Source organism: Kitasatospora sp. NPDC001527, from assembly GCF_040298605.1.
Taxonomy (GTDB): domain Bacteria; phylum Actinomycetota; class Actinomycetes; order Streptomycetales; family Streptomycetaceae; genus Kitasatospora.
Genome location: NZ_JBEPAM010000001.1, coordinates 339,065 through 360,851, shown reverse-complemented (window position 1 = coordinate 360,851; position 21,787 = coordinate 339,065). Strand labels below are relative to the sequence as shown.

The 21,787-nt window shown below is 72.1% G+C and carries 20 protein-coding genes; 3 read left to right on the top strand and 17 right to left on the bottom strand.

All coding sequences use genetic code 11. The features are described 5' to 3' along the window. Positions 1-104: 104 nt before the first annotated feature. The 16 genes from nuoN to ABT238_RS01535 form a co-directional block, all read right to left on the bottom strand. Positions 105-1,739, bottom strand: a complete 1,635-nt coding sequence (gene nuoN, locus ABT238_RS01610; RefSeq protein WP_350755207.1) for an NADH-quinone oxidoreductase subunit NuoN — start codon at positions 1,737-1,739, stop codon at positions 105-107. After that, positions 1,736-3,400 (bottom strand): NADH-quinone oxidoreductase subunit M, encoded by a 1,665-nt coding sequence (locus ABT238_RS01605; protein WP_350755205.1) that lies wholly within the window; start codon positions 3,398-3,400, stop codon positions 1,736-1,738. The genes nuoN and ABT238_RS01605 overlap by 4 nt, the downstream gene beginning before the upstream one ends. A 37-nt stretch (positions 3,401-3,437) precedes the next feature. Further along, on the bottom strand, positions 3,438-5,333 hold the full coding sequence (nuoL, locus tag ABT238_RS01600; RefSeq protein ID WP_350558101.1) for an NADH-quinone oxidoreductase subunit L: 1,896 nt from the start codon (positions 5,331-5,333) through the stop codon (positions 3,438-3,440). 13 nt (positions 5,334-5,346) lie between these two features. Next, on the bottom strand, positions 5,347-5,646 hold the full coding sequence (gene nuoK, locus ABT238_RS01595; RefSeq protein WP_253793010.1) for an NADH-quinone oxidoreductase subunit NuoK: 300 nt from the start codon (positions 5,644-5,646) through the stop codon (positions 5,347-5,349). Beyond that, entirely contained in the window at positions 5,643-6,569 is a 927-nt protein-coding gene (locus tag ABT238_RS01590) for an NADH-quinone oxidoreductase subunit J (RefSeq protein WP_350558105.1), read from the bottom strand. Before ABT238_RS01590 ends, nuoK begins: the two co-directional genes overlap by 4 nt. Further along, positions 6,566-7,177 (bottom strand): NADH-quinone oxidoreductase subunit NuoI, encoded by a 612-nt coding sequence (gene nuoI / locus ABT238_RS01585; RefSeq protein WP_350558108.1) that lies wholly within the window; start codon positions 7,175-7,177, stop codon positions 6,566-6,568. Before nuoI ends, ABT238_RS01590 begins: the two co-directional genes overlap by 4 nt. Before the next feature lie 6 nt (positions 7,178-7,183). Next, positions 7,184-8,542: an NADH-quinone oxidoreductase subunit NuoH gene (nuoH, locus tag ABT238_RS01580; protein ID WP_350558111.1), complete on the bottom strand. Its 1,359-nt coding sequence runs from the start codon at positions 8,540-8,542 to the stop codon at positions 7,184-7,186. After that, positions 8,539-11,052 (bottom strand): NADH-quinone oxidoreductase subunit G, encoded by a 2,514-nt coding sequence (locus tag ABT238_RS01575; RefSeq protein ID WP_350755203.1) that lies wholly within the window; start codon positions 11,050-11,052, stop codon positions 8,539-8,541. Before ABT238_RS01575 ends, nuoH begins: the two co-directional genes overlap by 4 nt. Then, a complete protein-coding gene (nuoF, locus tag ABT238_RS01570) occupies positions 11,049-12,410 on the bottom strand; it encodes an NADH-quinone oxidoreductase subunit NuoF (RefSeq protein WP_350755201.1) in 1,362 nt (453 codons plus the stop codon). Before nuoF ends, ABT238_RS01575 begins: the two co-directional genes overlap by 4 nt. Further along, positions 12,410-13,165: an NADH-quinone oxidoreductase subunit NuoE gene (gene nuoE / locus ABT238_RS01565; RefSeq protein ID WP_350558120.1), complete on the bottom strand. Its 756-nt coding sequence runs from the start codon at positions 13,163-13,165 to the stop codon at positions 12,410-12,412. Before nuoE ends, nuoF begins: the two co-directional genes overlap by 1 nt. Beyond that, on the bottom strand, positions 13,162-14,517 hold the full coding sequence (locus ABT238_RS01560; protein WP_350755199.1) for an NADH-quinone oxidoreductase subunit D: 1,356 nt from the start codon (positions 14,515-14,517) through the stop codon (positions 13,162-13,164). Before ABT238_RS01560 ends, nuoE begins: the two co-directional genes overlap by 4 nt. After that, entirely contained in the window at positions 14,517-15,230 is a 714-nt protein-coding gene (locus tag ABT238_RS01555; protein WP_502884090.1) for an NADH-quinone oxidoreductase subunit C, read from the bottom strand. The genes ABT238_RS01560 and ABT238_RS01555 overlap by 1 nt, the downstream gene beginning before the upstream one ends. After that, positions 15,227-15,781, bottom strand: coding sequence for a NuoB/complex I 20 kDa subunit family protein (locus tag ABT238_RS01550; RefSeq protein ID WP_030300882.1), 555 nt, complete (start codon positions 15,779-15,781; stop codon positions 15,227-15,229). Before ABT238_RS01550 ends, ABT238_RS01555 begins: the two co-directional genes overlap by 4 nt. Positions 15,782-15,841: 60 nt before the next feature. Continuing rightward, complete coding sequence (locus tag ABT238_RS01545) at positions 15,842-16,201, bottom strand: NADH-quinone oxidoreductase subunit A (protein ID WP_014137597.1); 360 nt, start codon at positions 16,199-16,201, stop codon at positions 15,842-15,844. A gap of 437 nt (positions 16,202-16,638) precedes the next feature. Further along, positions 16,639-17,298, bottom strand: a complete 660-nt coding sequence (locus tag ABT238_RS01540; protein WP_350558126.1) for a response regulator — start codon at positions 17,296-17,298, stop codon at positions 16,639-16,641. 223 nt (positions 17,299-17,521) lie between these two features. After that, complete coding sequence (locus tag ABT238_RS01535; protein WP_350755197.1) at positions 17,522-18,586, bottom strand: sensor histidine kinase; 1,065 nt, start codon at positions 18,584-18,586, stop codon at positions 17,522-17,524. Between the two features lie 188 nt (positions 18,587-18,774). Here ABT238_RS01535 and ABT238_RS01530 point away from each other — a divergent pair, with 188 nt between their 5' ends. After that, positions 18,775-19,407, top strand: a complete 633-nt coding sequence (locus tag ABT238_RS01530; protein ID WP_350755195.1) for a hypothetical protein — start codon at positions 18,775-18,777, stop codon at positions 19,405-19,407. Between the two features lie 68 nt (positions 19,408-19,475). On the opposite strand, the gene ABT238_RS01525 is transcribed toward ABT238_RS01530, so the two are convergent. Next, positions 19,476-20,405, bottom strand: a complete 930-nt coding sequence (locus tag ABT238_RS01525) for a DMT family transporter (RefSeq protein WP_350755193.1) — start codon at positions 20,403-20,405, stop codon at positions 19,476-19,478. 242 nt (positions 20,406-20,647) lie between these two features. Here ABT238_RS01525 and ABT238_RS01520 point away from each other — a divergent pair, with 242 nt between their 5' ends. Together ABT238_RS01520 and ABT238_RS01515 are read left to right on the top strand one after the other, a co-directional pair. Beyond that, positions 20,648-21,310, top strand: a complete 663-nt coding sequence (locus tag ABT238_RS01520; protein ID WP_350755191.1) for a peptidylprolyl isomerase — start codon at positions 20,648-20,650, stop codon at positions 21,308-21,310. A 106-nt stretch (positions 21,311-21,416) separates the two neighbouring features. Then, entirely contained in the window at positions 21,417-21,779 is a 363-nt protein-coding gene (locus ABT238_RS01515; protein ID WP_350755189.1) for a MazG-like family protein, read from the top strand. Positions 21,780-21,787: the final 8 nt, after the last annotated feature.

The window sequence follows — 21,787 nt, the reverse complement described above, 5'->3', positions numbered from 1 at the left end:
CCGGACGACGGGTCCGGGCCGCGCGCGCGGGCGCGACCCGGACGGTCGTGGGAGCGGTCGGCCCGGCCTCCGCCGGGGCGGTCGGCCGGGCCGTCGGCGGGCGGTCAGCCGGCGAAGAACACCGCCTTGGAGGCGAGGTCCAGGAAGTACTGCGGCAGCAGTCCGAGACCCACCGTCACCAGGACGCCGACGCCGATCGCGGTCGCCGTGAAGGCGCTCGGGATGGCGACGGTCGGGCCGCCCGGCTGCGGGTCGGAGAAGAACATCAGCACGATGACGCGGATGTAGAAGAACGCCGCCACCGCCGAGCTGAGCACACCGACGATCACCAGCGGGGTGGCCCCACCGGCCGCCGCGGCCTGGAAGACCGCGAACTTCCCGGTGAACCCGGAGGTCAGCGGGATGCCCGCGAAGGCCAGCAGGAAGAGCGCGAACACCGCCGCGACCAGCGGGGAGCGCCGGCCCAGGCCGGCCCAGCTGGACAGGTGGGTCGCCTCGCCCTTGGAGTCGCGCACCAGGGTGACCACGGCGAACGCGCCGAGCGTCACGAAGGAGTACGCCAGCAGGTAGAACAGCACCGAGCCGACGCCCTGCCGGTTGCTGGCGATCACCCCGGTGAGGATGAAGCCGGCGTGCGCGATCGAGGAGTAGGCGAGCAGCCGCTTGACGTCCTGCTGGGTGACGGCCAGGACCGCGCCGACCACCATGGTGAGGATCGCCACACCCCAGAGCACCGGGCGCCAGTCCAGCCGCAGCGCGGGGAAGGCCACGTAGAACAGCCGCAGCACCGCGCCGAACGCGGCCACCTTGGTCGCCGCCGCCATGAAGCCGGTGACCGGGGTCGGCGCGCCCTGGTAGACGTCCGGGGTCCAGGCGTGGAACGGCACCGCGCCGACCTTGAAGAGCAGGCCGACCGCCAGCATCGCCAGGCCCACCAGCAGCAGGGCGTCGTTCTGGGTCGAGGAGACCAGCGCCGGGGTGAGCAGCGCGTTGCCGGAGATGACGTCGGCGATCTCGCCCAGCCGCACGCTGCCCGCGAAGCCGTACAGCAGCGCGGTGCCGAACAGGAAGAACGCCGAGGCGAAGGCGCCGAGCAGGAAGTACTTGACCGCCGCCTCCTGGGAGAGCAGCCGGCGGCGCCGGGCCAGCGCGCAGAGCAGGTAGAGCGGGAGGGAGAAGACCTCCAGCGCGACGAACATGGTCAGCAGGTCGTTGGCGGCCGGGAACAGCAGCATGCCGCCGACCGCGAACATGGTGAGCGGGAAGACCTCGCTTGTAGTGAAGCCGGCCCGGATCGCGCCGCGCTCCTGCTCGCCGCCGGGGGTGGCGGCGGCCTGGGCGGTGAACGCGTCGGCCGGCGCTCCCCCGGCCTTCGGCTCCAGCTTGCGCTCGGCGTAGGTCAGCACCGCAACCACCGCGACCAGCAGGATGACGCCCTGGAGGAACAGCGTCGGGCCGTCCAGGGCGACCGAGCCCATCGCGACCGCGCCGACCTTGGTGGTGCCGTAGCCCTGGGCGGCGAGCACCAGGACGGCGACGAAGGCGCCGGCCAGGCCGGTCAGCGCGGTCACCACCTGGGCCCAGTGCCGCAGCCGCCGGGGCAGGAAGGCCTCCAGCAGGATGCCGGTCACGGCGGCGCCGAACACCACCAGCATCGGGGACAACTGGCCGTACTCGATGTGCGGCGCGGGGATGCTCTGGGTGCCGCCGGCGGCGGCGAGCCAGCCGGTGCTGCTCACTTGTGCTCACCTCCTGAGCGGGCGGTCCCGTCCTGGGCGGTCCCGTGGTCGGCGGCGACCGGGTGGGCCGGTGCCGGATCGGTCTGGTGGACCTGCGAGAGGGTCGCGTTCACCGAGGGGTTGACCAGGTCGGTGAGCGGCTTCGGGTAGACGCCGAGCAGCACGGTGAGCGCCACCAGCGGGGTCACCACGGCGAGTTCGCGGACCTTGAGGTCGCTGATGCCGCCGACGCCCTCCTTGACCGGGCCGGTCATGGTGCGCTGGTAGAGCAGCAGGGCGTACAGCGCGGCGAGCACGATGCCGAAGGTGGCGACGATGCCGATCGCCGGGTACCGGGTGAAGGTGCCGACCAGGACGAGGAACTCGCTGACGAAGGGCGCCAGTCCGGGCAGCGAGAGGGTGGCCAGGCCACCGATCAGGAAGGTGCCGGCGAGCACCGGGGCGACCTTCTGCACGCCGCCGTAGTCGGCGATCAGCCGCGAGCCGCGGCGGGAGATCAGGAACCCGGCCACCAGCATCCACGCGGCGGTGGAGATGCCGTGGTTGACCATGTAGAGGGTGGCTCCGCTCTGGCCCTGGCTGGTCAGCGCGAAGATGCCCATGATGATGAAGCCGAAGTGCGAGATCGAGGCGTAGGCGACCAGCCGCTTGATGTCCTTCTGGCCGATGGCCAGCAGCGCGCCGTAGATGATCCCGATGACCGAGAGGACCAGGATCGCCGGGGCGAAGGTCTTCGAGGCCTCCGGGAACAGCCCGACGCAGAAGCGGAGCATCGCGAAGGTACCGACCTTGTCGACCACGGCGGTGATCAGGACGGCGGTGCCGGCGGTGGCCTCGCCCATCGCGTTCGGCAGCCAGGTGTGCAGCGGCCAGAGCGGGGCCTTCACCGCGAAGGCGAAGAAGAAGCCGAGGAACAGCGCGTTCTCGGCGGCGCCGCTGAGCTCCAGCCGGCCGTCGGCGACCGCGCCGGTGAGCGTCGGCAGGTCGAAGGTGGCCAGGCCCTGGTCCTGCGCGATCACGTACAGGCCGATCACCGCGGCCAGCATGACCAGGCCGCCGAGCAGGTTGTACAGCAGGAACTTGACCGCCGCGTAGGAGCGCTGACGGGCCGACTCGGGGCCGCCGGCCCGGTCGCCGAAGCCTCCGATGAGGAAGTACATCGGGATCAGCATGGCTTCGAAGAAGACGTAGAAGACGAAGACGTCGGTGGCGTAGAAGGAGACGATCACCATCGCCTCCACCGCCAGGACCAGGGCGAAGAAGCCCTGGGTGCGGCGCCGCGCCTCGAAGGTGTCGGGGTCGGCGGTCCCCTCCCGCGCGGGGACGGCCGGGTCGGCGTCGTGCCAGGAGGCGAGCAGCACGATCGGCACCAGGACGGCGGTGAGCAGGGCGAGGACGGCGCCGATGCCGTCCACGCCGAGCGAGAAGGTGATGCCGAAGGAGCGGATCCAGCTGTAGGACTCGGTCAGCTGGTAGCGCGCGCCGTCCGGGTCGAACCGCGCGGCGGCCGCGCCGGCCAGGGCCAGGGTGACGGCGGAGAAGACCAGCGCCACCGTCTTGGCGGTCCGCCGCCGGCCCTCGGTGCTCCCGGCCGGCAGGGCGGCGGTGACCACCGCACCGGCCGCCGGGACCGCGCAGGTCGCGGTGAGGAGGACGCTCATGCCCCGGCCTCCTGACGCTGTGTGTCATCCAGGTACATCAGACGGACCTCATCAGGAGAGTCGTGGCGACCAGCACCAGCGTGCCGCCGAACATGGAGAGCGCGTACGAGCGGACGTAGCCGTTCTGGATCCGCCGCAGCCGGCTGGAGACGCCGCCGATGGTGGCGGCCAGGCCGTTGACGAAGCCGTCCAGACCTCGGCTGTCGAAGTACACCAGGGCGGCGGTGAGCGCCGAGCCGGGGCGGACCAGGACGGCGTGGTTGAAGTCGTCCTGGAGCAGGTCCCGGCGGGCGGCCCGGGTGAGCGGGGAGCCGTAGGGCGGCACCACCGGGACGGCGGAGCGGCCGTACACCAGGTACGAGAGCGCGACGCCGGCCACCATGCAGGCGCTGGTGAGCAGGGTGACGGTGAGTTCGCCGAGCGGCGAGTGGCCGTGCTCGTACCCGGTGACCGGTTCCAGCCAGGTGAGGAAGGACTCGTTGAACGCGAACAGCCCGCCGGCGAACACCGAGCCGACCGCCAGCAGGATCATCGGGACGGTCATGGTGCTCGGCGACTCGTGCGGGTGCGGGTCGTTGCCCTGGGCGTCCGGCTGCCAGCGCTTCTCGCCGAAGAAGGTCAGGATCATCACCCGGGTCATGTAGAACGCGGTGACCGCGGCGCCGGTCAGGGCGCACAGGCCGAGGATCCAGCCCTCGGTGCCGCCCTTGGCGAAGGCCGCCTCGATGATCTTGTCCTTGGAGAAGAAGCCGGACAGGCCCGGGAATCCGATGATGGCCAGGTAGCCGAGGCCGAAGGTGACGAAGGTGACCGGCATGTACTTGCGCAGACCGCCGTAGTGACGCATGTTCACCTCGTCGTTCATGCCGTGCATGACCGACCCGGCGCCGAGGAAGAGCCCGGCCTTGAAGAAGCCGTGGGTCACCAGGTGCATGATCGCGAAGGCGTAGCCGATCGGGCCGAGGCCGGCCGCCAGGATCATGTAGCCGATCTGCGACATGGTCGAGCCGGCCAGCGCCTTCTTGATGTCGTCCTTGGCGCAACCGACGATCGCACCGAAGAGCAGGGTGACCGCGCCGACCACCACGACGGCGGTCTGGGCGTCCGGCGCCAGGTTGAAGATCGCCCCGGAGCGGGTGATCAGGTAGACGCCGGCGGTGACCATGGTGGCCGCGTGGATCAGCGCGGAGACCGGGGTCGGGCCCTCCATCGCGTCCCCGAGCCAGGACTGCAGCGGCACCTGCGCGGACTTGCCGCAGGCGGCGAGCAGCAGCATCAGGCCGATCGCGGTCAGCTTGCCCTCGCTCGCGCTGTCGGCGGTGGCGAAGACCGGCTCGAAGGCGAAGGAGCCGAACTCGACGAACATCAGCATGATCGCGATCGACAGGCCCATGTCGCCGACGCGGTTGACGATGAACGCCTTCTTGGCGGCCGTCGCGGCGCTCGGCTTGTGCTGCCAGAAGCCGATCAGCAGGTACGAGGCGAGGCCCACGCCCTCCCAGCCGAAGTACAGCAGCAGGTAGTTGTCGGCGACCACCAGCAGCAGCATGGCCGCCAGGAACAGGTTCAGATAGGCGAAGAAGCGGCGCCGGCGCTCGTCGTGCGCCATGTAGCCCACCGAGTAGAGGTGGATCAGCGTGCCGACGCCGGTGATCAGCAGGACGAAGGTCATCGAGAGCTGGTCGAGCCGGAAGGAGATGTCGGCCTGGAAGCCGTTCACCGGGATCCAGCTGAACAGGTACTTGGTGACGGCGCGGTCCTCGGCGTCCCGTCCCAGCATGGACGAGAACAGCGCGAGGCCGAAGCCGAAGGACAGCGCGGCGAGCGCGGTGGCCAGCCAGTGGCCGAACCGGTCGAAGGCCCGGCCGCCGAGCAGCAGCAGGGCGGCGCCGGCCAGCGGGGCCGCGACCAGCAGCGGAATGAGAGAGTTCACCGAGGCCCTCCGCCTACAGCTTCATCAGGTTGCTGTCGTCGACCGAAGCGGAGTGCCTGGTCCGGAAGATCGTGACGATGATCGCGAGGCCGACCACGACCTCGGCCGCCGCGACCACCATGGTGAAGAACGCGATGATCTGGCCGTCCAGGTTGCCGTGCATCCGGGAGAAGGTGACCAGCGCCAGGTTGGAGGCGTTGAGCATCAGCTCGACGCACATGAACAGGACGATCGCGTTCCGCCGGATCAGCACGCCGGAGGCGCCGATGGTGAACAACAGGGCGGAGAGATAGAGGTAGTTGACCGGATTCACTCCGCCCCCTCCTCGTCGTGGTCGGACGCCGGGCGGTTCGCCGGCGCCGTGTGGTTGGCGGCCACCGGCTCCAGCGCCTGGCGCGGGCCGGTCACCGGCGGGCGCTCGGACCGCGGGCGGCCCAGCCAGTCGGCGGTGGTGGACTCCAGCTCGGCCATCCGGGCCAGCATCTCCTGGCTGACGTCGCGGATCTGGCCGCGCTCGCGCAGGGTCTGCATGACCGAGTCCTCGGCGATCGAGCCGTCCGGCAGCAGACCCGGGATGTCCACCGCGTTGTGCCGGGCGTAGACGCCGGGCGCGGGCAGCGGCGGGACCTGCAGGTTGTCCGCGACCCGCTGGGCGGCCAGTTCGCGCTGGGTCTTCGGGGCCTTCACGTGCTCGCGGTGGGTGAGCACCATGGCGCCGATCGCGGCGGTGATCAGCAGCGCGCCGGTGACCTCGAAGGCCCAGACGTACTTGGTGAAGATCAGCCGGGCCAGGCCCTGGACGTTGCCCTCGGCGTTGGCCTCGGCGAGGCCGGAGAAGGTGTCCAGCTTCGCGTTGGCGATCCCGGCGACCAGCAGCACGCCGAAGCCGAGCCCGCAGAGCACGGCGGCGAACCGCTGGCCCTTCAGCTGTTCCTTCAGCGAGTCCGCGCTGGTCACGCCGACCAGCATCACCACGAACAGGAAGAGCATCATGATCGCGCCGGTGTAGACGACGATCTGCACCACGCCCAGGAACACCGCGCCCTGGGCCATGTAACAGACCGCCAGGGCGAGCATGGTGGCGGCCAGGCAGAGCGCGCTGTGCACCGCCTTCTTCATCAGCAGCATGCCGAGGGCGCCGCCGACGGCGATCACCGCGAGCCCCCAGAACTGGACGGCCTCGCCGGTGGAGGTCGCGCCGGTGACGGCGGCGAGGGTGGCGGGGGCGGCGGTCACGACTGCGCCTCCTTCTCCCGCGCGGTGCGCTCCTGGAGCTCGGTGCCCGGCGCCGCCGCGGTGATCTCGCCCCGGTAGTACGCGCCCTCGTCGGCGCCCGGGAAGATCGCGTGCGGGGTGTCGACCATGCCCTCGGAGAGGCCGACCAGCAGCTGCTCCTTGGTGAAGATGAGGTCCTTGCGGGAGGAGTCCGCGAGCTCGTACTCGTTGGTCATGGTGAGCGCCCTGGTCGGGCAGGCCTCGATGCACAGACCGCACAGGATGCAGCGGGCGTAGTTGATCTGGTACACCGCGCCGTACCGCTCACCGGGCGAGTAGCGCTCCTCCTCCTGGTTGTCCGCGCCCTCGACGTAGATCGCGTCGGCCGGGCAGGCCCAGGCGCACAGCTCGCAGCCGACGCACTTCTCCAGGCCGTCCGGGTGCCGGTTGAGCTGGTGGCGTCCGTGGAAGCGCGGGGCGGTGGGCTTCTTCTGCTCCGGATACTGCTCGGTGAGCCGCTTCTTGAACATGGCCTTGAAGGTCACGCCGAAGCCGGCGGCCGGTCCGAGGATGGACGGCTTCTCGGCCGGCTCGGGCCGGTCGGTCCGGCGGTTCTGGTCGGACGACATCTCGGTTCAGCTCCCTTCGGAATGGTCGGCCCCGTTGAGGGCGTCCTGGAGTTGCTTCGGGGCACGGCTGCGCCGGCGCGGAACCGGCGGGAGCTGCTGGCCGGGCATCGGCGGCACCGGGTAGCCGCCGGCCATCGGGTCGAACTCCCCGCGCGGCGCGCCGTCCTCGGTCTCGGGCCGGCGCTTCACGACGTCCCGCAGCAGGCCGAGCAGCAGCAGCGCGCCGACCGGGGCGCCGACGTAGAGCACCACCTCGCCGAACCCGTAGCCCTCGTTGCGCAGCGCCCGGACGGCCGCCACCATCACCAGCCAGACCAGCGAGACCGGGATGAGCACCTTCCAGCCGAGCTTCATGAACTGGTCGTAGCGGAACCGGGGCAGGGTGCCGCGCAGCCAGATGAAGAAGAACAGCAGCAGCTGGATCTTGAGGGTGATCCACAGCAGCGGCCACCAGCCGTGGTTGGCGCCCTCCCAGAAGGTGGAGACCGGCCAGGGGGCGCGCCAGCCGCCCAGGAACAGGGTGGAGGCGACGGCCGAGACGGTGACCATGTTGACGTACTCGGCGAGCATGAACATCGCGAACTTCAGCGAGGAGTACTCGGTGTTGAAGCCGCCGACCAGCTCGCCCTCGGCCTCCGGGAGGTCGAACGGCGCGCGGTTGGTCTCGCCGACCATCGCCACGATGTAGACGATGAACGACACCGGCAGCAGCACCGCGAACCAGGTCGGCTGCTGCGAGGAGACGATCTCCGAGGTGGACATCGAGCCGGAGTAGATGAACACCGCCGCGAAGGACAGGCCCATCGCGATCTCGTAGCTGATCATCTGGGCCGAGGAGCGCAGACCGCCGAGCAGCGGGTAGGTCGAGCCGGAGGACCAGCCGGCCAGCACGATGCCGTAGATGCCGACCGAGGCGGTGGCCAGGATGTACAGCAGCGCCACCGGGAAGTCGGTCAGCTGCATCGGCGTCCGGGTGCCGAAGATCGAGATCTCGTCACCGGCCGGGCCGAACGGGATCACCGCGAAGGCCATGAACGCCGGGATGGCGCAGACGATCGGGGCCAGGATGTAGACCGCCTTGTCGGCGCCCTTGACCACCAGGTCTTCCTTGAGCGCCAGCTTCACGCCGTCGGCGAGCGACTGCAGCAGGCCCCACGGGCCGTGCCGGTTGGGCCCGATGCGCAGCTGCATCCAGGCCACCACCTTGCGCTCCCAGACGATCGCCACGAGCACCGTGCCGACCAGGAAGGCGAAGCAGAACACCGCCTTGAGCAGGACCAGCCACCAGGGGTCGCGGCCGAAGAAGCCGAGCGTCTCGTACGCGGCGAGGTCGTACCCGGCGAGCGGGTGCGAGGTGGGGTTCACTTCTCCTCCTCGTCGGGCTCGACGCCCTGCGCCTCGCCGTCCCGGGCCTCGTCGTCCTGCGCCGGGGCGATGGTGACCAGGTGACCGATGGTGGTGCCGAGCGTGCGGTAGGCGCCGCCCGGGGTGGAGTTGAGCGGGATCCAGACCGTGCGGTCGGGCATCTCCTTGCCGATCTCCAGCGGCAGGGTGACCGAGCCGGCCGGACCGGTCAGCCGCAGCGCGGTCGCGTCGACGGCGCCGATCTCCTCGGCGGTGGTCGGCGAGATCCGGGCCACGGCGCGGTGCCGGGTGCCGGCCAGGTGCGGGTCGCCCTCCTGGAGCGAGCCCCGGTCGAGCAGCAGCCGCCAGCCGGCCAGCACCGCCTGGCCGGTGGCCGGCCGGGGCAGCAGGCCCGGGTGGGCGGCGGGGGCGGCCGGGCGCTCGCCCTCCCAGGGCGCGAACCGGTCCAGCTCCAGCCGGGCGGCGCGCACGTCGGGCAGGCCGAGCCGGTGGCCCAGCGCGTCGGCGAGCATGCTCAGCACCCGCAGGTCCGGGTGCAGGTGCCGGCCCACTTGCTGGTCCGGCTTGAGCGCGGCCTCGAACATCCGCACCCGGCCCTCCCAGTCCAGGAAGGTGCCGGCCTTCTCGGCGACCGCGGCCACCGGCAGCACCACGTCGGCGTGCGCGGTGACGGCGGACGGGCGCAGCTCCAGCGAGACCACGAACGGGACGGCGGCCAGCGCCAGTTCGGCCTGCGCCGGATCGGCGAGGTCCTCCGGGTCGAGGCCGCCGACCAACAGCGCGCCGAGTTCGCCGCCGACGGCCGCGGCGAGGATCTCCTCGGTGTCCCGGCCCGGCCGGGCCGGGATCGCGGCCACGTCCCAGAGGGCGGCGGCCTCGGCCCGGGCGCCCGGGGAGTTGACCGGGCGGCCGCCCGGCAGCAGGCCGGGCAGCGCGCCCGCCTCGACCGCGCCGCGCTCCCCGGCCCGCCGGGGGATCCAGGCGAGCCGGGCGCCGGTGGCGTGCGCCAGCCGCAGTACGGCGGAGAGCGCGCCGGGGGCGGCGGCGGCCCGCTCGCCGACCAGGATCACCGCGCCGGGGGTGCGCAGCAGTTCGGCGGCGCGCCCGGCGTCGTCGCTGAGCGGCTCGTCGGCGGCGAGCGCGGCCAGCCACTCGGCCTCGGTGCCGGGTGCGGCGGGCAGCAGCGCCCCGCGCAGCTTGGCCAGGCCCCGGGAGGCGTGCGCGGCGATCGAGAAGACCACCGGCCCTCCGGCGCGGCTCGCCTTGCGCAGCCGCAGGAAGACGATCGGCGACTCCTCCTCGGGCTCCAGGGCCACCAGCAGCGCGACCGGCGCGGCCTCCAGGTCCTGGTAGGTCACGCCCTCGCCGGTGATGTCCACGCCCTGCCCCGCGACCGCGGCGGCCAGGAACTCCGCCTCCTCGGCGCTGTGCGGGCGGGCCCGGAAGTCCACGTCGTTGGTGCCGAGCACCACCCGGGCGAACTTGGCGTAGGCGTAGGCGTCCTCGACGGTGACCCGGCCTCCGGTGAGCACCCCGGTGCGGGCCTCGCGCAGCCCCTCGGCGGCGGCGGCCAGCGCCTCCGGCCAGGAGGCGGGGACGAGCTCGCCGTCCCGGCGGACCAGCGGGGTGGTGATCCGGTCACGCTGCTGGGCGTAGCGGAAGGCGAACCGGCCCTTGTCGCAGTTCCACTCCTCGTTGACCGCCGGGTCCTCGCCGGCCAGCCGGCGCAGCACCTTGCCGCGCCGGTGGTCGGTGCGCTGGGCGCAGCCGGACGAGCAGTGCTCGCAGACGCTCGGCGAGGAGACCAGGTCGAACGGGCGGGAGCGGAACCGGTAGGCCGCCGAGGTGAGGGCACCGACCGGGCAGATCTGGATGGTGTTGCCGGAGAAGTACGACTCGAAGTCGTCGCCCTCGCCGGTACCGACCTGCTGCAGGGCGCCGCGCTCGACCAGGTCGATGAACGGGTCGCCGGCGATCTGCTGGGAGAACCGCGTGCAGCGGGCGCAGAGCACGCAGCGCTCCCGGTCCAGCAGCACCTGGCTGCTGATCGGCAGCGGCTTCTCGTAGGTGCGCTTGACCCCCTCGAAGCGGGACTCCGCGTCGCCGGTGGACATCGCCTGGTTCTGCAGCGGGCACTCGCCGCCCTTGTCGCAGACCGGGCAGTCCAGCGGGTGGTTGATCAGCAGCAGTTCCATCACGCCGCGCTGGGCCTTCTCGGCGACCGGCGAGCTGACCTGGGTGCGGACCACCATGCCCTCGGCGACCGGGATGGTGCAGGAGGCGACCGGCTTGCGCTGGCCCTCGATCTCCACGATGCACTGCCGGCAGGCGCCGGCCGGGTCGAGCAGCGGGTGGTCGCAGAAGCGCGGGATCTGGGTGCCGATCTGCTCGGCGGCCCGGATCACCAGCGTCCCCTTGGGGACCTGCACTTCGACGCCGTCGATGGTGAGCGTGACCAGCTCGACCGGGGCCTGTCCGCCCGTGGAGGTGGAGGGTTCTGTGATCGTCACGCGTGCACCTCCCTTTCGGTGGCGGACTGGTGGCCGGGGCGGGGGCCGTCGGCCCAGACGGTGGAGGCGGCCGGGTCGAGCGGGCAGCGGCGCTCCACGAGGTGCTGCTCGTACTCGGCCCGGAAGTGCTGGAGCGAGGAGACGATCGGGCTGGCGGCGCCGTCGCCCAGCGCGCAGAAGGACTTGCCGTTGATGTTGTCGGCGATGTCCAGGAGCTTCTCGAGGTCGCCCTCGGTGCCCTGGCCGGCCTCGATCCGCTTGAGCAGCTGGACCAGCCAGTAGGTGCCCTCGCGGCAGGGGGTGCACTTGCCGCAGGACTCGTGGGCGTAGAACTCCGTCCAGCGGGTGACCGCGCGGACCACGCAGGTCGTCTCGTCGAAGATCTGCAGGGCCTTGGTGCCGAGCATGGAGCCGGCCGCGCCGACTCCCTCGTAGTCGAGCGGGACGTCGAGGTGCTCGTCGGTGAACATCGGGGTGGAGGAGCCGCCCGGGGTCCAGAACTTGAGCCGGTGGCCGGCGCGGATGCCGCCGCTGATGTCGAGCAGCTGGCGCAGCGTGATGCCGAGCGGGGCCTCGTACTGGCCGGGGTTGGTGACGTGGCCGGAGAGCGAGTAGAGCGTGAAGCCGGGGGACTTCTCGGTGCCCAGGCCCTTGAACCACTCCTTGCCCCGGGCCAGGATCGGCGGCACCGAGGCGATCGACTCGACGTTGTTGACCACGGTCGGGCAGGCGTAGAGGCCGGCGATGGCCGGGAACGGCGGGCGCAGCCTCGGCTGGCCGCGGCGCCCCTCCAGCGAGTCGAGCAGGGCCGTCTCCTCGCCGCAGATGTACGCGCCGGCGCCGGCGTGGACGGTGATGTCCAGGTCGAGGCCGGAGCCGAGGATGTCCCGGCCGAGCAGCCCGGCCGCGTACGCCTCGGCGACGGCGGCCTGGAGCCGGCGCAGCACCGGGACGACCTCGCCGCGCAGGTAGATGAAGGCGTGGTCGCAGCGGATCGCGTAGGACGCGATGATCATGCCCTCGATCAGCGAGTGCGGGTTGGCGAACAGCAGCGGGATGTCCTTGCAGGTGCCCGGCTCGGACTCGTCCGCGTTGACCACCAGGTAGTGCGGCTTGCCGTCGTTCTGCGGGATGAACTGCCACTTCATGCCGGTGGGGAAGCCGGCGCCGCCGCGGCCGCGCAGGCCGGAGTCCTTGACCAGGGCGATCACGTCGTCCGGGGGCATGGCGAGGGCGGCCCGCAGGCCCTCGTACCCGGCGTGGCGGCGGTAGGTGGCGAGGCTCCAGGGGCGGGAGTCGTCCCAGGAGGCGGACAGGACGGGGGTGAGCAGCTTCTCGGCCGGCTCGGCGGAGGTCATCACGCTTCGTTCCCTTCCTGGCCGGTGCCCTCGTGGCGGGGGGAGACGACGCGGGTGCCGCCGGTGCCGGGCAGGGCCTCGCCGCGGGCCAGCCGCAGGCCGGCCAGCGAGGGGGCGCCGCCGGCGCCGGACTCGTCGACGGCGCCGGGGCGCTCGTCGGGGAAGCCGGCCAGGATCCGGGCGGTCTCCTTGAAGGAGCAGAGCCGGGCGCCGCGGGTGGGTGCGGCCTCGCGGCCCGCGCGCAGGTCGTCGACCAGCCGCTTGGCGCTCTCCGGCGTCTGGTTGTCGAAGAACTCCCAGTTGACCATCACCACGGGCGCGTAGTCGCAGGCCGCGTTGCACTCGATGTGCTCGATCGAGATCCGGCCGTCCTCGGTCGTCTCGTTGTTGGCGATCCCGAGGTGCTCCTGGAGTTCGGCGAAGATCTGGTCGCCGCCGAGCACCGCGCACAGGGTGTTGGTGCAGACCCCGACGTGGTACTCGCCGGCCGGCCGGCGCCGGTACATGGTGTAGAAGGTGGCGACGGCGGTGACCTCGGCGGTGGTGAGGTCCAGCTGCTCCGCGCAGAACCGGATGCCGGTCGGGCTGACGAAGCCCTCCTCGGCCTGCACCAGGTGCAGCAGCGGCAGCAGGGCGGACCGGGCCACCGGGTAGCGGCCGATCAGCTCCGCGGCGTCGGCGGCCAGCCGGGCGTGCACCTCCTCGGGGTACGGCCTGGCCGGCAGCGCCGGCATCCCCAGTCGGACGTCTGTCACCGGTCCACGCCTCCCATCACCGGGTCGATCCCGGCCACCGCGACGATGACGTCGGCCACCTGGCCGCCCTCGCACATCGCCGCCATCGTCTGCAGATTGGTGAACGACGGGTCCCGGAAGTGGACCCGGTACGGGCGGGTGCCGCCGTCGCTGACCACGTGCACGCCCAGCTCGCCCTTGGGCGACTCGACCGCCACGTAGGCCTGGCCGACCGGGACCCGGAAGCCCTCGGTGACCAGCTTGAAGTGGTGGATCAGGGCCTCCATGGAGGTGCCCATGATCTTCCGGATGTGGTCGAGGGAGTTGCCCATCCCGTCCGGCCCGACGGCGAGCTGGGCCGGCCAGGCGATCTTCTTGTCGGCCACCATGACCGGGCCGGGGCGCAGCCGGTCCAGGCACTGCTCGACGATCCGCAGCGACTGCTTCATCTCCTCCAGGCGGATCAGGAAGCGGCCGTAGGAGTCGGCGCTGTCGGCGATCGCGACCTCGAAGTCGTAGTTCTCGTAGCCGCAGTACGGGTCGGACTTGCGCAGGTCGTGCGGCAGGCCGGTGGCGCGCAGGATCGGGCCGGTGGCGCCGAGGGCGAGGCAGCCGGGCAGGTCGAGGAAGCCGACGCCGACCAGGCGGGCCTTGAACACCGGGTTGCCGGTGGCGAGTTTGTCGTACTCGTGCATCCGGGAGCGGAAGGTCTTCACGGCCTCGCGGATCTGGTCGACCGCGCCGGGCGGGAGGTCCTGGGCGAGGCCGCCGGGGCGGACGTACGCGTGGTTCATCCGCAGGCCGGTGACCAGTTCGAAGATGTCCAGGATCAGCTCGCGGTCGCGGAAGCCGTAGATCATCAGCGTGGTGGAGCCGATCTCCATGCCACCGGTGGCCAGGCAGACCAGGTGGGAGGCGATCCGGTTGAGCTCCATCATCAGCACCCGGATGACGCTGGCCCGCTCGGGGATGTCGTCGGTGATGCCGAGCAGCTTCTCGACCGCCAGGCAGTAGGCGGTCTCGTTGAACAGCGGGGTCAGGTAGTCCATCCGGGTCACGAAGGTGGTGCCCTGGACCCAGCTGCGGAACTCCATGTTCTTCTCGATGCCGGTGTGGAGGTAGCCGATGCCGCAGCGGGCCTCCGTCACGGTCTCGCCGTCGATCTCCAGGATCAGCCGCAACACCCCGTGGGTGGAGGGGTGTTGCGGGCCCATGTTGACGATGATGCGCTCGTCGTCGGCCCGGCCGACGGCCTCGACCACCTCGCCCCAGTCGCCGCCGGTGACCGTGAAGACCCGGCCCTCGGTGGTCTCCCGGGCGCCCGCCTCGGCGGCGTCGCCCTGGTGCGTCTCCTCGTAGTGCTGGGTGCTCATCAGCTGTACGACCTCCGCTGGTCGGGCGCCGGGATCTGGGCGCCCTTGTACTCGACGGGGATGCCGCCGAGCGGGTAGTCCTTGCGCTGCGGGTGGCCCAGCCAGTCGTCCGGCATCATGATCCGGGTGAGGGCCGGGTGGCCTTCGAAGACCAGGCCGAAGAAGTCGTAGGCCTCGCGCTCGTGCCAGTCGTTGGTCGGGTAGACGCTGACCACGGACGGGATGCGCGGGTCGGCGTCCGGCGCGGTGACCTCCAGCCGGATCAGCCGGCCGTGGGTGATCGAGCGCAGGTGGTAGACCGCGTGCAGTTCGCGGCCCCGGTCGCCGGGGTGGTGCACGCCGCTCACCCCGAGGCAGAGCTCGAAGCGCAGCGCCGGGTCGTCGCGCAGGGTGCGGACGGTGCGCAGCAGGTGCTCGCGGGCGATGTGGAAGGTGAGCTCGGCGCGGTCGACGACGGTCTTCTCGATCACCTCGGCCGGGTCGAGGCCCTGTTCCTCCAGGGCGCCCTCCAGCTCGTCGGCGACCTCGTCGAACCAGCCGCCGTAGGGGCGCTCGCTGGCCGGCGGCAGGGCGATCGGGGCGACCAGCCCGCCGAAGCCGGAGGTGTCGCCGCTGCCCTGGGCGCCGAACATGCCCTGCCGGCGGCCGACCACCTCGACCGGGATCTCGCGGCGCGGCTGCTCGCGGCGGGTCTCGGGTACCTGCTCGTTCATCGCAGCAGCCCCCGCATCTCGCTCACCGGGGTGGCCTGCAGCGCGAGCGCCTCGCCCAGCTCCTCGGCGCGGCGCTTGTTCACGCCGAGCGGCTCGTGCTGGATCTTGTCGTGCAGCTTCAGGATCGCGTCCATCAGCATCTCCGGGCGCGGCGGACAGCCGGGCAGGTAGATGTCCACCGGGACGATGTGGTCGACGCCCTGCACGATCGCGTAGTTGTTGAACATCCCGCCGGAGGAGGCGCAGACGCCCATCGAGATGACCCACTTCGGATTGGCCATCTGGTCGTAGACCTGGCGCAGCACCGGGGCCATCTTCTGGCTCACCCGGCCCGCCACGATCATCAGGTCGGCCTGCCGGGGCGAGCCCCGGAACACCTCCATGCCGAACCGGGCCAGGTCGTAGCGGCCCGCGCCGGTGGTCATCATCTCGATCGCGCAGCAGGCCAGCCCGAAGGTGGCCGGGAAGAGCGACGCCTTGCGCACCCAGCCGGCGGCCGTCTCCACGGTCGTGAGCAGAAAGCCGCTCGGCAGCTTCTCCTCGATTCCCATCAGATCCCTCTCAATGCCCTCAAGTCCGTTGGCTTGTCCGCATGTTCACAAAGTCAGCGGTCAGTCCCACTCCAGACCGCCGCGGCGCCAGACGTAGGCGTAGGCGACGAAGACGGTGGCGATGAACAGGAGCATCTCGACCAGCCCGAAGATCCCCAGGGCGTCGAAGCTCACGGCCCACGGGTAGAGGAAGACGATCTCGATGTCGAAGACGATGAAGAGCATCGCCGTCAGGTAGTACTTGATCGGGAACCGACCGCCGCCCACAGGCTGCGGGGTCGGCTCGATGCCGCACTCGTACGCCTCCAGCTTGGCCCGGTTGTAGCGCTTGGGGCCGGTCAGTGAGGCCATCACGACGGAGCCGACCGCGAACGCCGCGGCGATGGCACCGAGTACGAGGATCGGCGCGTAGGCATTCATAGCCCCCGCTCCCTCCGTCCAGTCGTCCTTGACTGCAGATCGGAACCGACGGGTCACACTCTGGTGAACCCGGCGTTCCAGTTCCCGAGATCCACCCCATGTGAGGCAGTTCACAAAGCCCGGAACGAGCGCATCCTATGCCCGTCGGCTTGTGATCTGCGACACGCAGTTCAAGACGATCTTTGTGATCTCCGCCACCTCGCGAATCGTGGCGAAGGTGAGCATGACGAGATTTGTCGACGCAAAGAAGTCAAATGGTCACAAGCAGTCGCAATTATCTGCGAAGCGGCTGGTCAGGGCCATGCGCCTATATCAACTATGCCTCGCCGAGAGCAAATTTCCGGGCGTCATGTTGACGTGTTATAGCGGCTCACCCGCAGGGGTGGCGGCCCCGCGAACGCCCGCTTGACCCTTCGTTCACAAGCGCGCGTCCGGACTCAGGCCCCGCTCTCCCAGGCCCACGCGGCGATGCCGACCCGGTTCCGGGTGCCGAGCTTCCGCTGGATCGCGGCCAGGTGGTTCTTCACCGTCCCGGCACTGATGAACAGCTCCGCCGCGATCTCCGCATTGGTTGCGCCGTCCGCGACCAGCCCCGCGACCTCCTTCTCCCGCGCGGTGAGTTCCTCGACCGGGCCGACCCGCGGACGCTGCGCTGCCCGGCCGCCCGCCGGCCGCCGCGGTGTGCCGCCCGACAGCCGGCGGAGCAGCCGGACGGTGATCTGCGGGCTGATCAAGGCGTCCCCCGCGACGGCGGACCGGACCGCCTCCGCCAGCAGTGACGGCCCCGAGCGCTTCAGCAGGAAGCCGGCCGCCCCTGCGCGGATCGCCTCGTGCACGTACTCGTCCAGGTCGAAGGTGGTCACCACGACCACCCGGAACTCCCCGGCCAGCCGCCGGGTCAGCTCCAGCCCGTCCAGCCGGGGCATCCGGATGTCGGCGAGGATCACGTCCGGCCGCAGGCGCTCGGCCAGGGCGATCGCCTCCTCGCCGTCCGCGGCCTCGTTCACCACCTCGATGTCCGGCTGGGCGTCGAGGATGATCCGGTACGCGCTGCGGATCACCTCGTCGTCGTCGGCGAGGAGCACCTTGATCGTCATCGGCCCGCGCCTCCTTCCGGTCGCCGGTACGGTCCCCGTGCCGTGCCTGCCACGTCTTCTCCTCCTGTCGTCCGCGCCGCTGCCGGCCGCCGCACTCGCCCCGCCTGCCCCGCCGGCCCCGCCCGCCCTGCCACTCCGACTGCTCCGAGAGCTGCGGCCGTCGTGACCGCTCCTGCCGCCCCGGCTGTTCCCGCCGAACGTGCCGCGGCCTCCGCCCGGCCGGTCACCACGCCTTGAGCGGCAGGGTGACCGCCACCTGCCAGCCGCCGCCCTCCCGGCCGGCGGCGAGCGTGCCGCCCAGGGCCTCCACCCGGGCGGCCAGCCCCGCCAGCCCGCTGCCGCCCCGGCGCGGCCCGGACGGCTGCGGAGCCGCGCCGCCGTCGTCCCGCACCCGTACGGTCAGCCGCCGTCCATCGCGGCGCACCCGGACCTCGACCGTGCGGGCGGCGGGCGCGTGCCGCCGCACATTGGTCAGCGCCTCGACCACGACCCGGTAGGCGGTGGCCGCCACCTCCCGGGGGATCCCCGGATCCTCGGCCAGGGCGTCCAACCGCACCTCCACGCCGTCCGAGCCGGCGAACCGCTCGGTGAGCTCGGCCAGTTCGGCCAGGCCGGGCTGCGGGCCGCGCACCGGACCGTCGGCGTCCTCCCGGCGCAGCAGGTGGACGGTCCGGTCGAGTGAGGCCAGGGCCTGCAGCCCGGCCCGCTCTATCCGCTCGAACAGGGCCGCCGCGCGTGCCGGGTCCGAGGCCGCCAGCACCATGCCGGCCTGCGCCTGGGCAACCATTCCGCTGACGTCGTGCGCGACGAAGTCATGCAGGTCGTGGGCGAGTTCGAGCCGCTGGGAGCGGCGGGCCGCCGCCACCGAGCGGCGCCGCGCGTCGTCCAGCCCGCGCAGGTAGAGCCCGACCAGGACGGCCGGCAGCGCCAAGGCCGAGCCGAACCCGAAGAGGGCCAGCCCGTCTTCCGGGCCGACGACCTTCTCGAACCTGGACGGCCAGAGCGCGACCGCACCACCGACCGTCCAGACCGCCACCGCTGCGCGCCGGCCTCCCTCGGCGCGCAGCGCGACGACCACCAGGACGAGCAGGGAGGCGAGTTCGAGCAGCCCGACCACACCCGCCCACTGGTCGGCCTCGGTCCACCGGCCGGCGGCCCAGGCGCCGGCCGTGGACCCGACCGACACCGCGCCGGCGACACCCGTCACCACCGCCGGCCCGAACCGGGACCTCAGCAGCCACCCGCCGACGATCGCCACCGGGGCCGCCAGCGCCACGATCTGATGCATGCTCGCCTCCTTCCTGCGGGAAGCCTACGGATCTCCGGAGCGCTCCGCCTGTGCCGATCGGCAGGTTTCCGCCCCCGTTCCGAGCAGCGAAGACAGCCCGATCGGCACTGATGGCGGCCCCGGCCCGAGGGCCACTCTTGATCCCGTCGGACCGGCCACCCTGGCCGGCCGGAGGGGAGTCCGTCACCATGTCCACCACCACCGTCGCCACGATCGCGGCCGGCGCGACCGCGACCGCCACCACGACAGCCGCCGCGGGCGGTCCCTCGGGGGCCGCGTCCGCGGTGACACGGAGGCGCGAGGTCCGGCCGGCCGGCACTCCGCGCTGGGCCGAGCTGGCCGCCCGCGCCACGGTCTGGACCACCGTGCCCTCCGGGCTCTGGCGGCTCGCCCTCGGCCTCGGCGTCCCGGTCGGCTTCAGCGGGGAGCTCGCCGAGGCGTTCGACCACAACACCCCGGGCTGGGGCACCGCGTACCTCGTCGCACTGAGCGGGCTGGCCGAGCTGCTGGCCTTCCTCACCCTGGGGCTGGTCCGCCCCTGGGGCGAGGTGGTCCCGCGCTGGATCCCGTTCCTCGGCGGCCGGGCCGTCCGGCCGCTCGCCGCGATCGTCCCGGCCGCGCTCGGCTCGGCCGTCCTGACCCTGCTCGGTCTGACCTCCCTGTTCGGAGGCTGGACCGAGGAGCTGAGCAATCCGGATGCCCCGCAGGGCAGCGCCGGAGTGATCATGACCCTCTGCTACCTGCCGATGATCGCCTGGGGTCCGCTGGTCGCCGCGGTCACCGTCGCCTACGCCCGCCGCACCCTGGGACGCCGCCGATGAGCACCACCGCGACCACCGCGACCACCACCTCCACCACCCCGACCGCCGTCACCACCTCGTCCGGGCGGCTACGCCGGGACCGGCTCCCCCTCCGCCGGGGCCGTCCGCGGCCGCGGTGCCGAGGCGGTCCGCCGGCCCCACTCGGTGCCGGCCAGAACGAGGGCGCCGCCCAGCAGGGCGAGCGGTCCGAGGTGGTTCCCGGCCAGGGTGATGCCGAACACCGCCGCCCAGAGCGGCTCGGTGCCCAGCAGCAGACTGACCCGGGAGGGCGAGGTGGCGCGGACCGCCCACATCTGCACGAAGAACGCGAACAGCGTGCAGAGCAGCGCGAGGTGCAGCAGCCAGCCCCACTGGGCCGGCCCGTAGCCGGCCGCCACCGTCCAGGGCAGCGGGCCGGCGAACGGCGCGGCGGTGGCGAACACCAGCGTCGCGGCCGCGAGCTGGACCCAGGTGACGGCCAGCGTGTCGCTCCGCCAGATCGACCGGGCCCGGGCGGTGGCGAGCACGTTGACCGTCCGCACGACGGCGGCGCCGAGCACCAGCAGGTCGCCGGAGGCCGGGGCCCGCAGTCCGCCGTCCCCGGTGAGCAGCGCGATGCCCACCACCGCCAGGCCAGCCGCCGCGAGGAAGGAGCGCGGCAGCCTGGTCCGGGTCAGCGCGCTCTCCGCGAGCGGGGTGAACACGATCGTCAGGCTGATGATCAGGCCCGCGTTGGTCGCCGAGGTGTGCACCGCGCCGAAAGTCTCCAGGAGGAAGATCGCACCGAGCACCAGCCCCAGCCCGGCCCCGCCCAGCCACTCGGCCGGCCGCAGCCGCCGCAGCGACCGCCAGGCGGCCAGCCCCAGGACGGGCAGCACCAGGCCGAAGCGCAGCACCAGCATCGCCACCACCGTGCCGGGCTCGGCCACCCGCTGCACCGCCAGGAAGCTCGATCCCCAGACCACCGCCACCAGCAGCACCGGGAGGTCACGCAGCAGGGGGGAGGACGGAGCGCGCACGGGCGGAGCCTCTCGGAGCGTTCGAGACGCGCGGGCGCTCGAAACGGACGTACCGGCACACGAGAGTCGCGCACGTCGTCGGACGGATCCCGGAGCAGAGCGGGCCCGCCATCCTCGCGCACCGCACCGCCCGCGATCAACGGCTTTCCGGCCCCCTACCGGATGCCCGCCCCGCCGTGGATGATGGCGCCATGCCAACCCAGCCGTCCCCCACCCACCGGAAGGCCCGTCACGTGAGGCGCATGCACTGGGCGTTGACCGCCGCCGCCACCGTCCTGCCGCTCGTCGTCAGCACCGGCACCGCGGTCGCGGACACCCCGTCGGCCGGCACCGGCGCGGCCGGCACCACCTGCACCTACACGCCGGCCGTCCCGGCGGACAACTTCAAGGGGATCCCGGTCTTCGACACCCGGAAGGCGGCCAAGCCGTACCGGGCCACCCTGAAGACCTCCCAGGGCGCGATCACCTTCCAGGCGCTCACCGACAAGGCCCCCTGCACGACCTTCTCGTTCCGGTTCCTCGCCGAGCGCGACTACTTCGACCGCAGCCACTGCCACCGGCTCACCACCCAGCGGATCTACGTCCTGCAGTGCGGCGACCCGACCGGGACCGGCAGCGGCGGCCCGGGTTACTCCTTCCCGGACGAGAACCTGGAGGGCGCCACCTACCCGGCCGGCACCGTCGCCATGGCCAACGCGGGGCCGAACACCAACGGCAGCCAGTTCTTCTTCGTCTGGAAGGACACCAAGCTCTCCCCCGCCTACACCCCCTTCGGCCGGGTCACCGAGGGCCTGGACGTGCTGCAGAAGATCGCCGCCGGCGGTGAGGACGACCAGAACAACCCGGGAGACGGCTTCCCCACCCTGCCGGTGAACATCCGCAACGTGAAGATCTCCGCCCGCTGAGCCACCGGCCGGACTCCCGTACGGTGGAGCGGGCCGTCGACCGGCCACCGACCGGCCACCGACCGGCCGTCGTCAGGCCACCGACACCGCACGGGAGCGGCACCACATGGACAGCAGGATCTGGGAGAGCGTCGACCACATGGTGGCCTGGCTCGACGAGGAGAGTCCGCTCCCCCCGCGGGAGGAGCGGCTCGCCCGGATCCTCAAGCTCTCCGAGGAGGTCGGCGAGGTCAGCGCCGCCGTGATCGGCGTCACCGGCCAGAACCCGCGCAAGGGCGTCACCCACAGCTGGGAGGACGTCCAGCACGAGCTGTGCGACGTCGTCTTCACCGCCCTGGTCGCCCTGCGCACGCTCACCCCGGACGCCGCCCGGGTGTTCGCCGAACGCCTCGCCTACGTCGAGCGGCGCTCCGCGGCTGGCCGCGACCAGGCCGACCGCGACCAGGCCGACCGCGACCAGGCCGACTGACCGAGGGC

Bases quoted from the DNA above. Each gene is read 5' to 3' on its own strand.
- ABT238_RS01605 (WP_350755205.1), bottom strand. From the start codon at position 3,400: ATGAGCGTCCTCCTCACCGCGACCTGCGCGGTCCCGGCGGCCGGTGCG.
- nuoI (WP_350558108.1), bottom strand. From the start codon at position 7,177: ATGTCGTCCGACCAGAACCGCCGGACCGACCGGCCCGAGCCGGCCGAG.
- nuoF (WP_350755201.1), bottom strand. From the start codon at position 12,410: ATGACCTCCGCCGAGCCGGCCGAGAAGCTGCTCACCCCCGTCCTGTCC.
- ABT238_RS01560 (WP_350755199.1), bottom strand. From the start codon at position 14,517: ATGAGCACCCAGCACTACGAGGAGACGCACCAGGGCGACGCCGCCGAG.
- ABT238_RS01555 (WP_502884090.1), bottom strand. From the start codon at position 15,230: ATGAACGAGCAGGTACCCGAGACCCGCCGCGAGCAGCCGCGCCGCGAG.
- ABT238_RS01550 (WP_030300882.1), bottom strand. From the start codon at position 15,781: ATGGGAATCGAGGAGAAGCTGCCGAGCGGCTTTCTGCTCACGACCGTG.
- ABT238_RS01545 (WP_014137597.1), bottom strand. From the start codon at position 16,201: ATGAATGCCTACGCGCCGATCCTCGTACTCGGTGCCATCGCCGCGGCG.
- ABT238_RS01540 (WP_350558126.1), bottom strand. From the start codon at position 17,298: ATGACGATCAAGGTGCTCCTCGCCGACGACGACGAGGTGATCCGCAGC.
- ABT238_RS01535 (WP_350755197.1), bottom strand. From the start codon at position 18,586: ATGCATCAGATCGTGGCGCTGGCGGCCCCGGTGGCGATCGTCGGCGGG.
- ABT238_RS01530 (WP_350755195.1), top strand. From the start codon at position 18,775: ATGTCCACCACCACCGTCGCCACGATCGCGGCCGGCGCGACCGCGACC.
- ABT238_RS01520 (WP_350755191.1), top strand. From the start codon at position 20,648: ATGCACTGGGCGTTGACCGCCGCCGCCACCGTCCTGCCGCTCGTCGTC.
- ABT238_RS01515 (WP_350755189.1), top strand. From the start codon at position 21,417: ATGGACAGCAGGATCTGGGAGAGCGTCGACCACATGGTGGCCTGGCTC.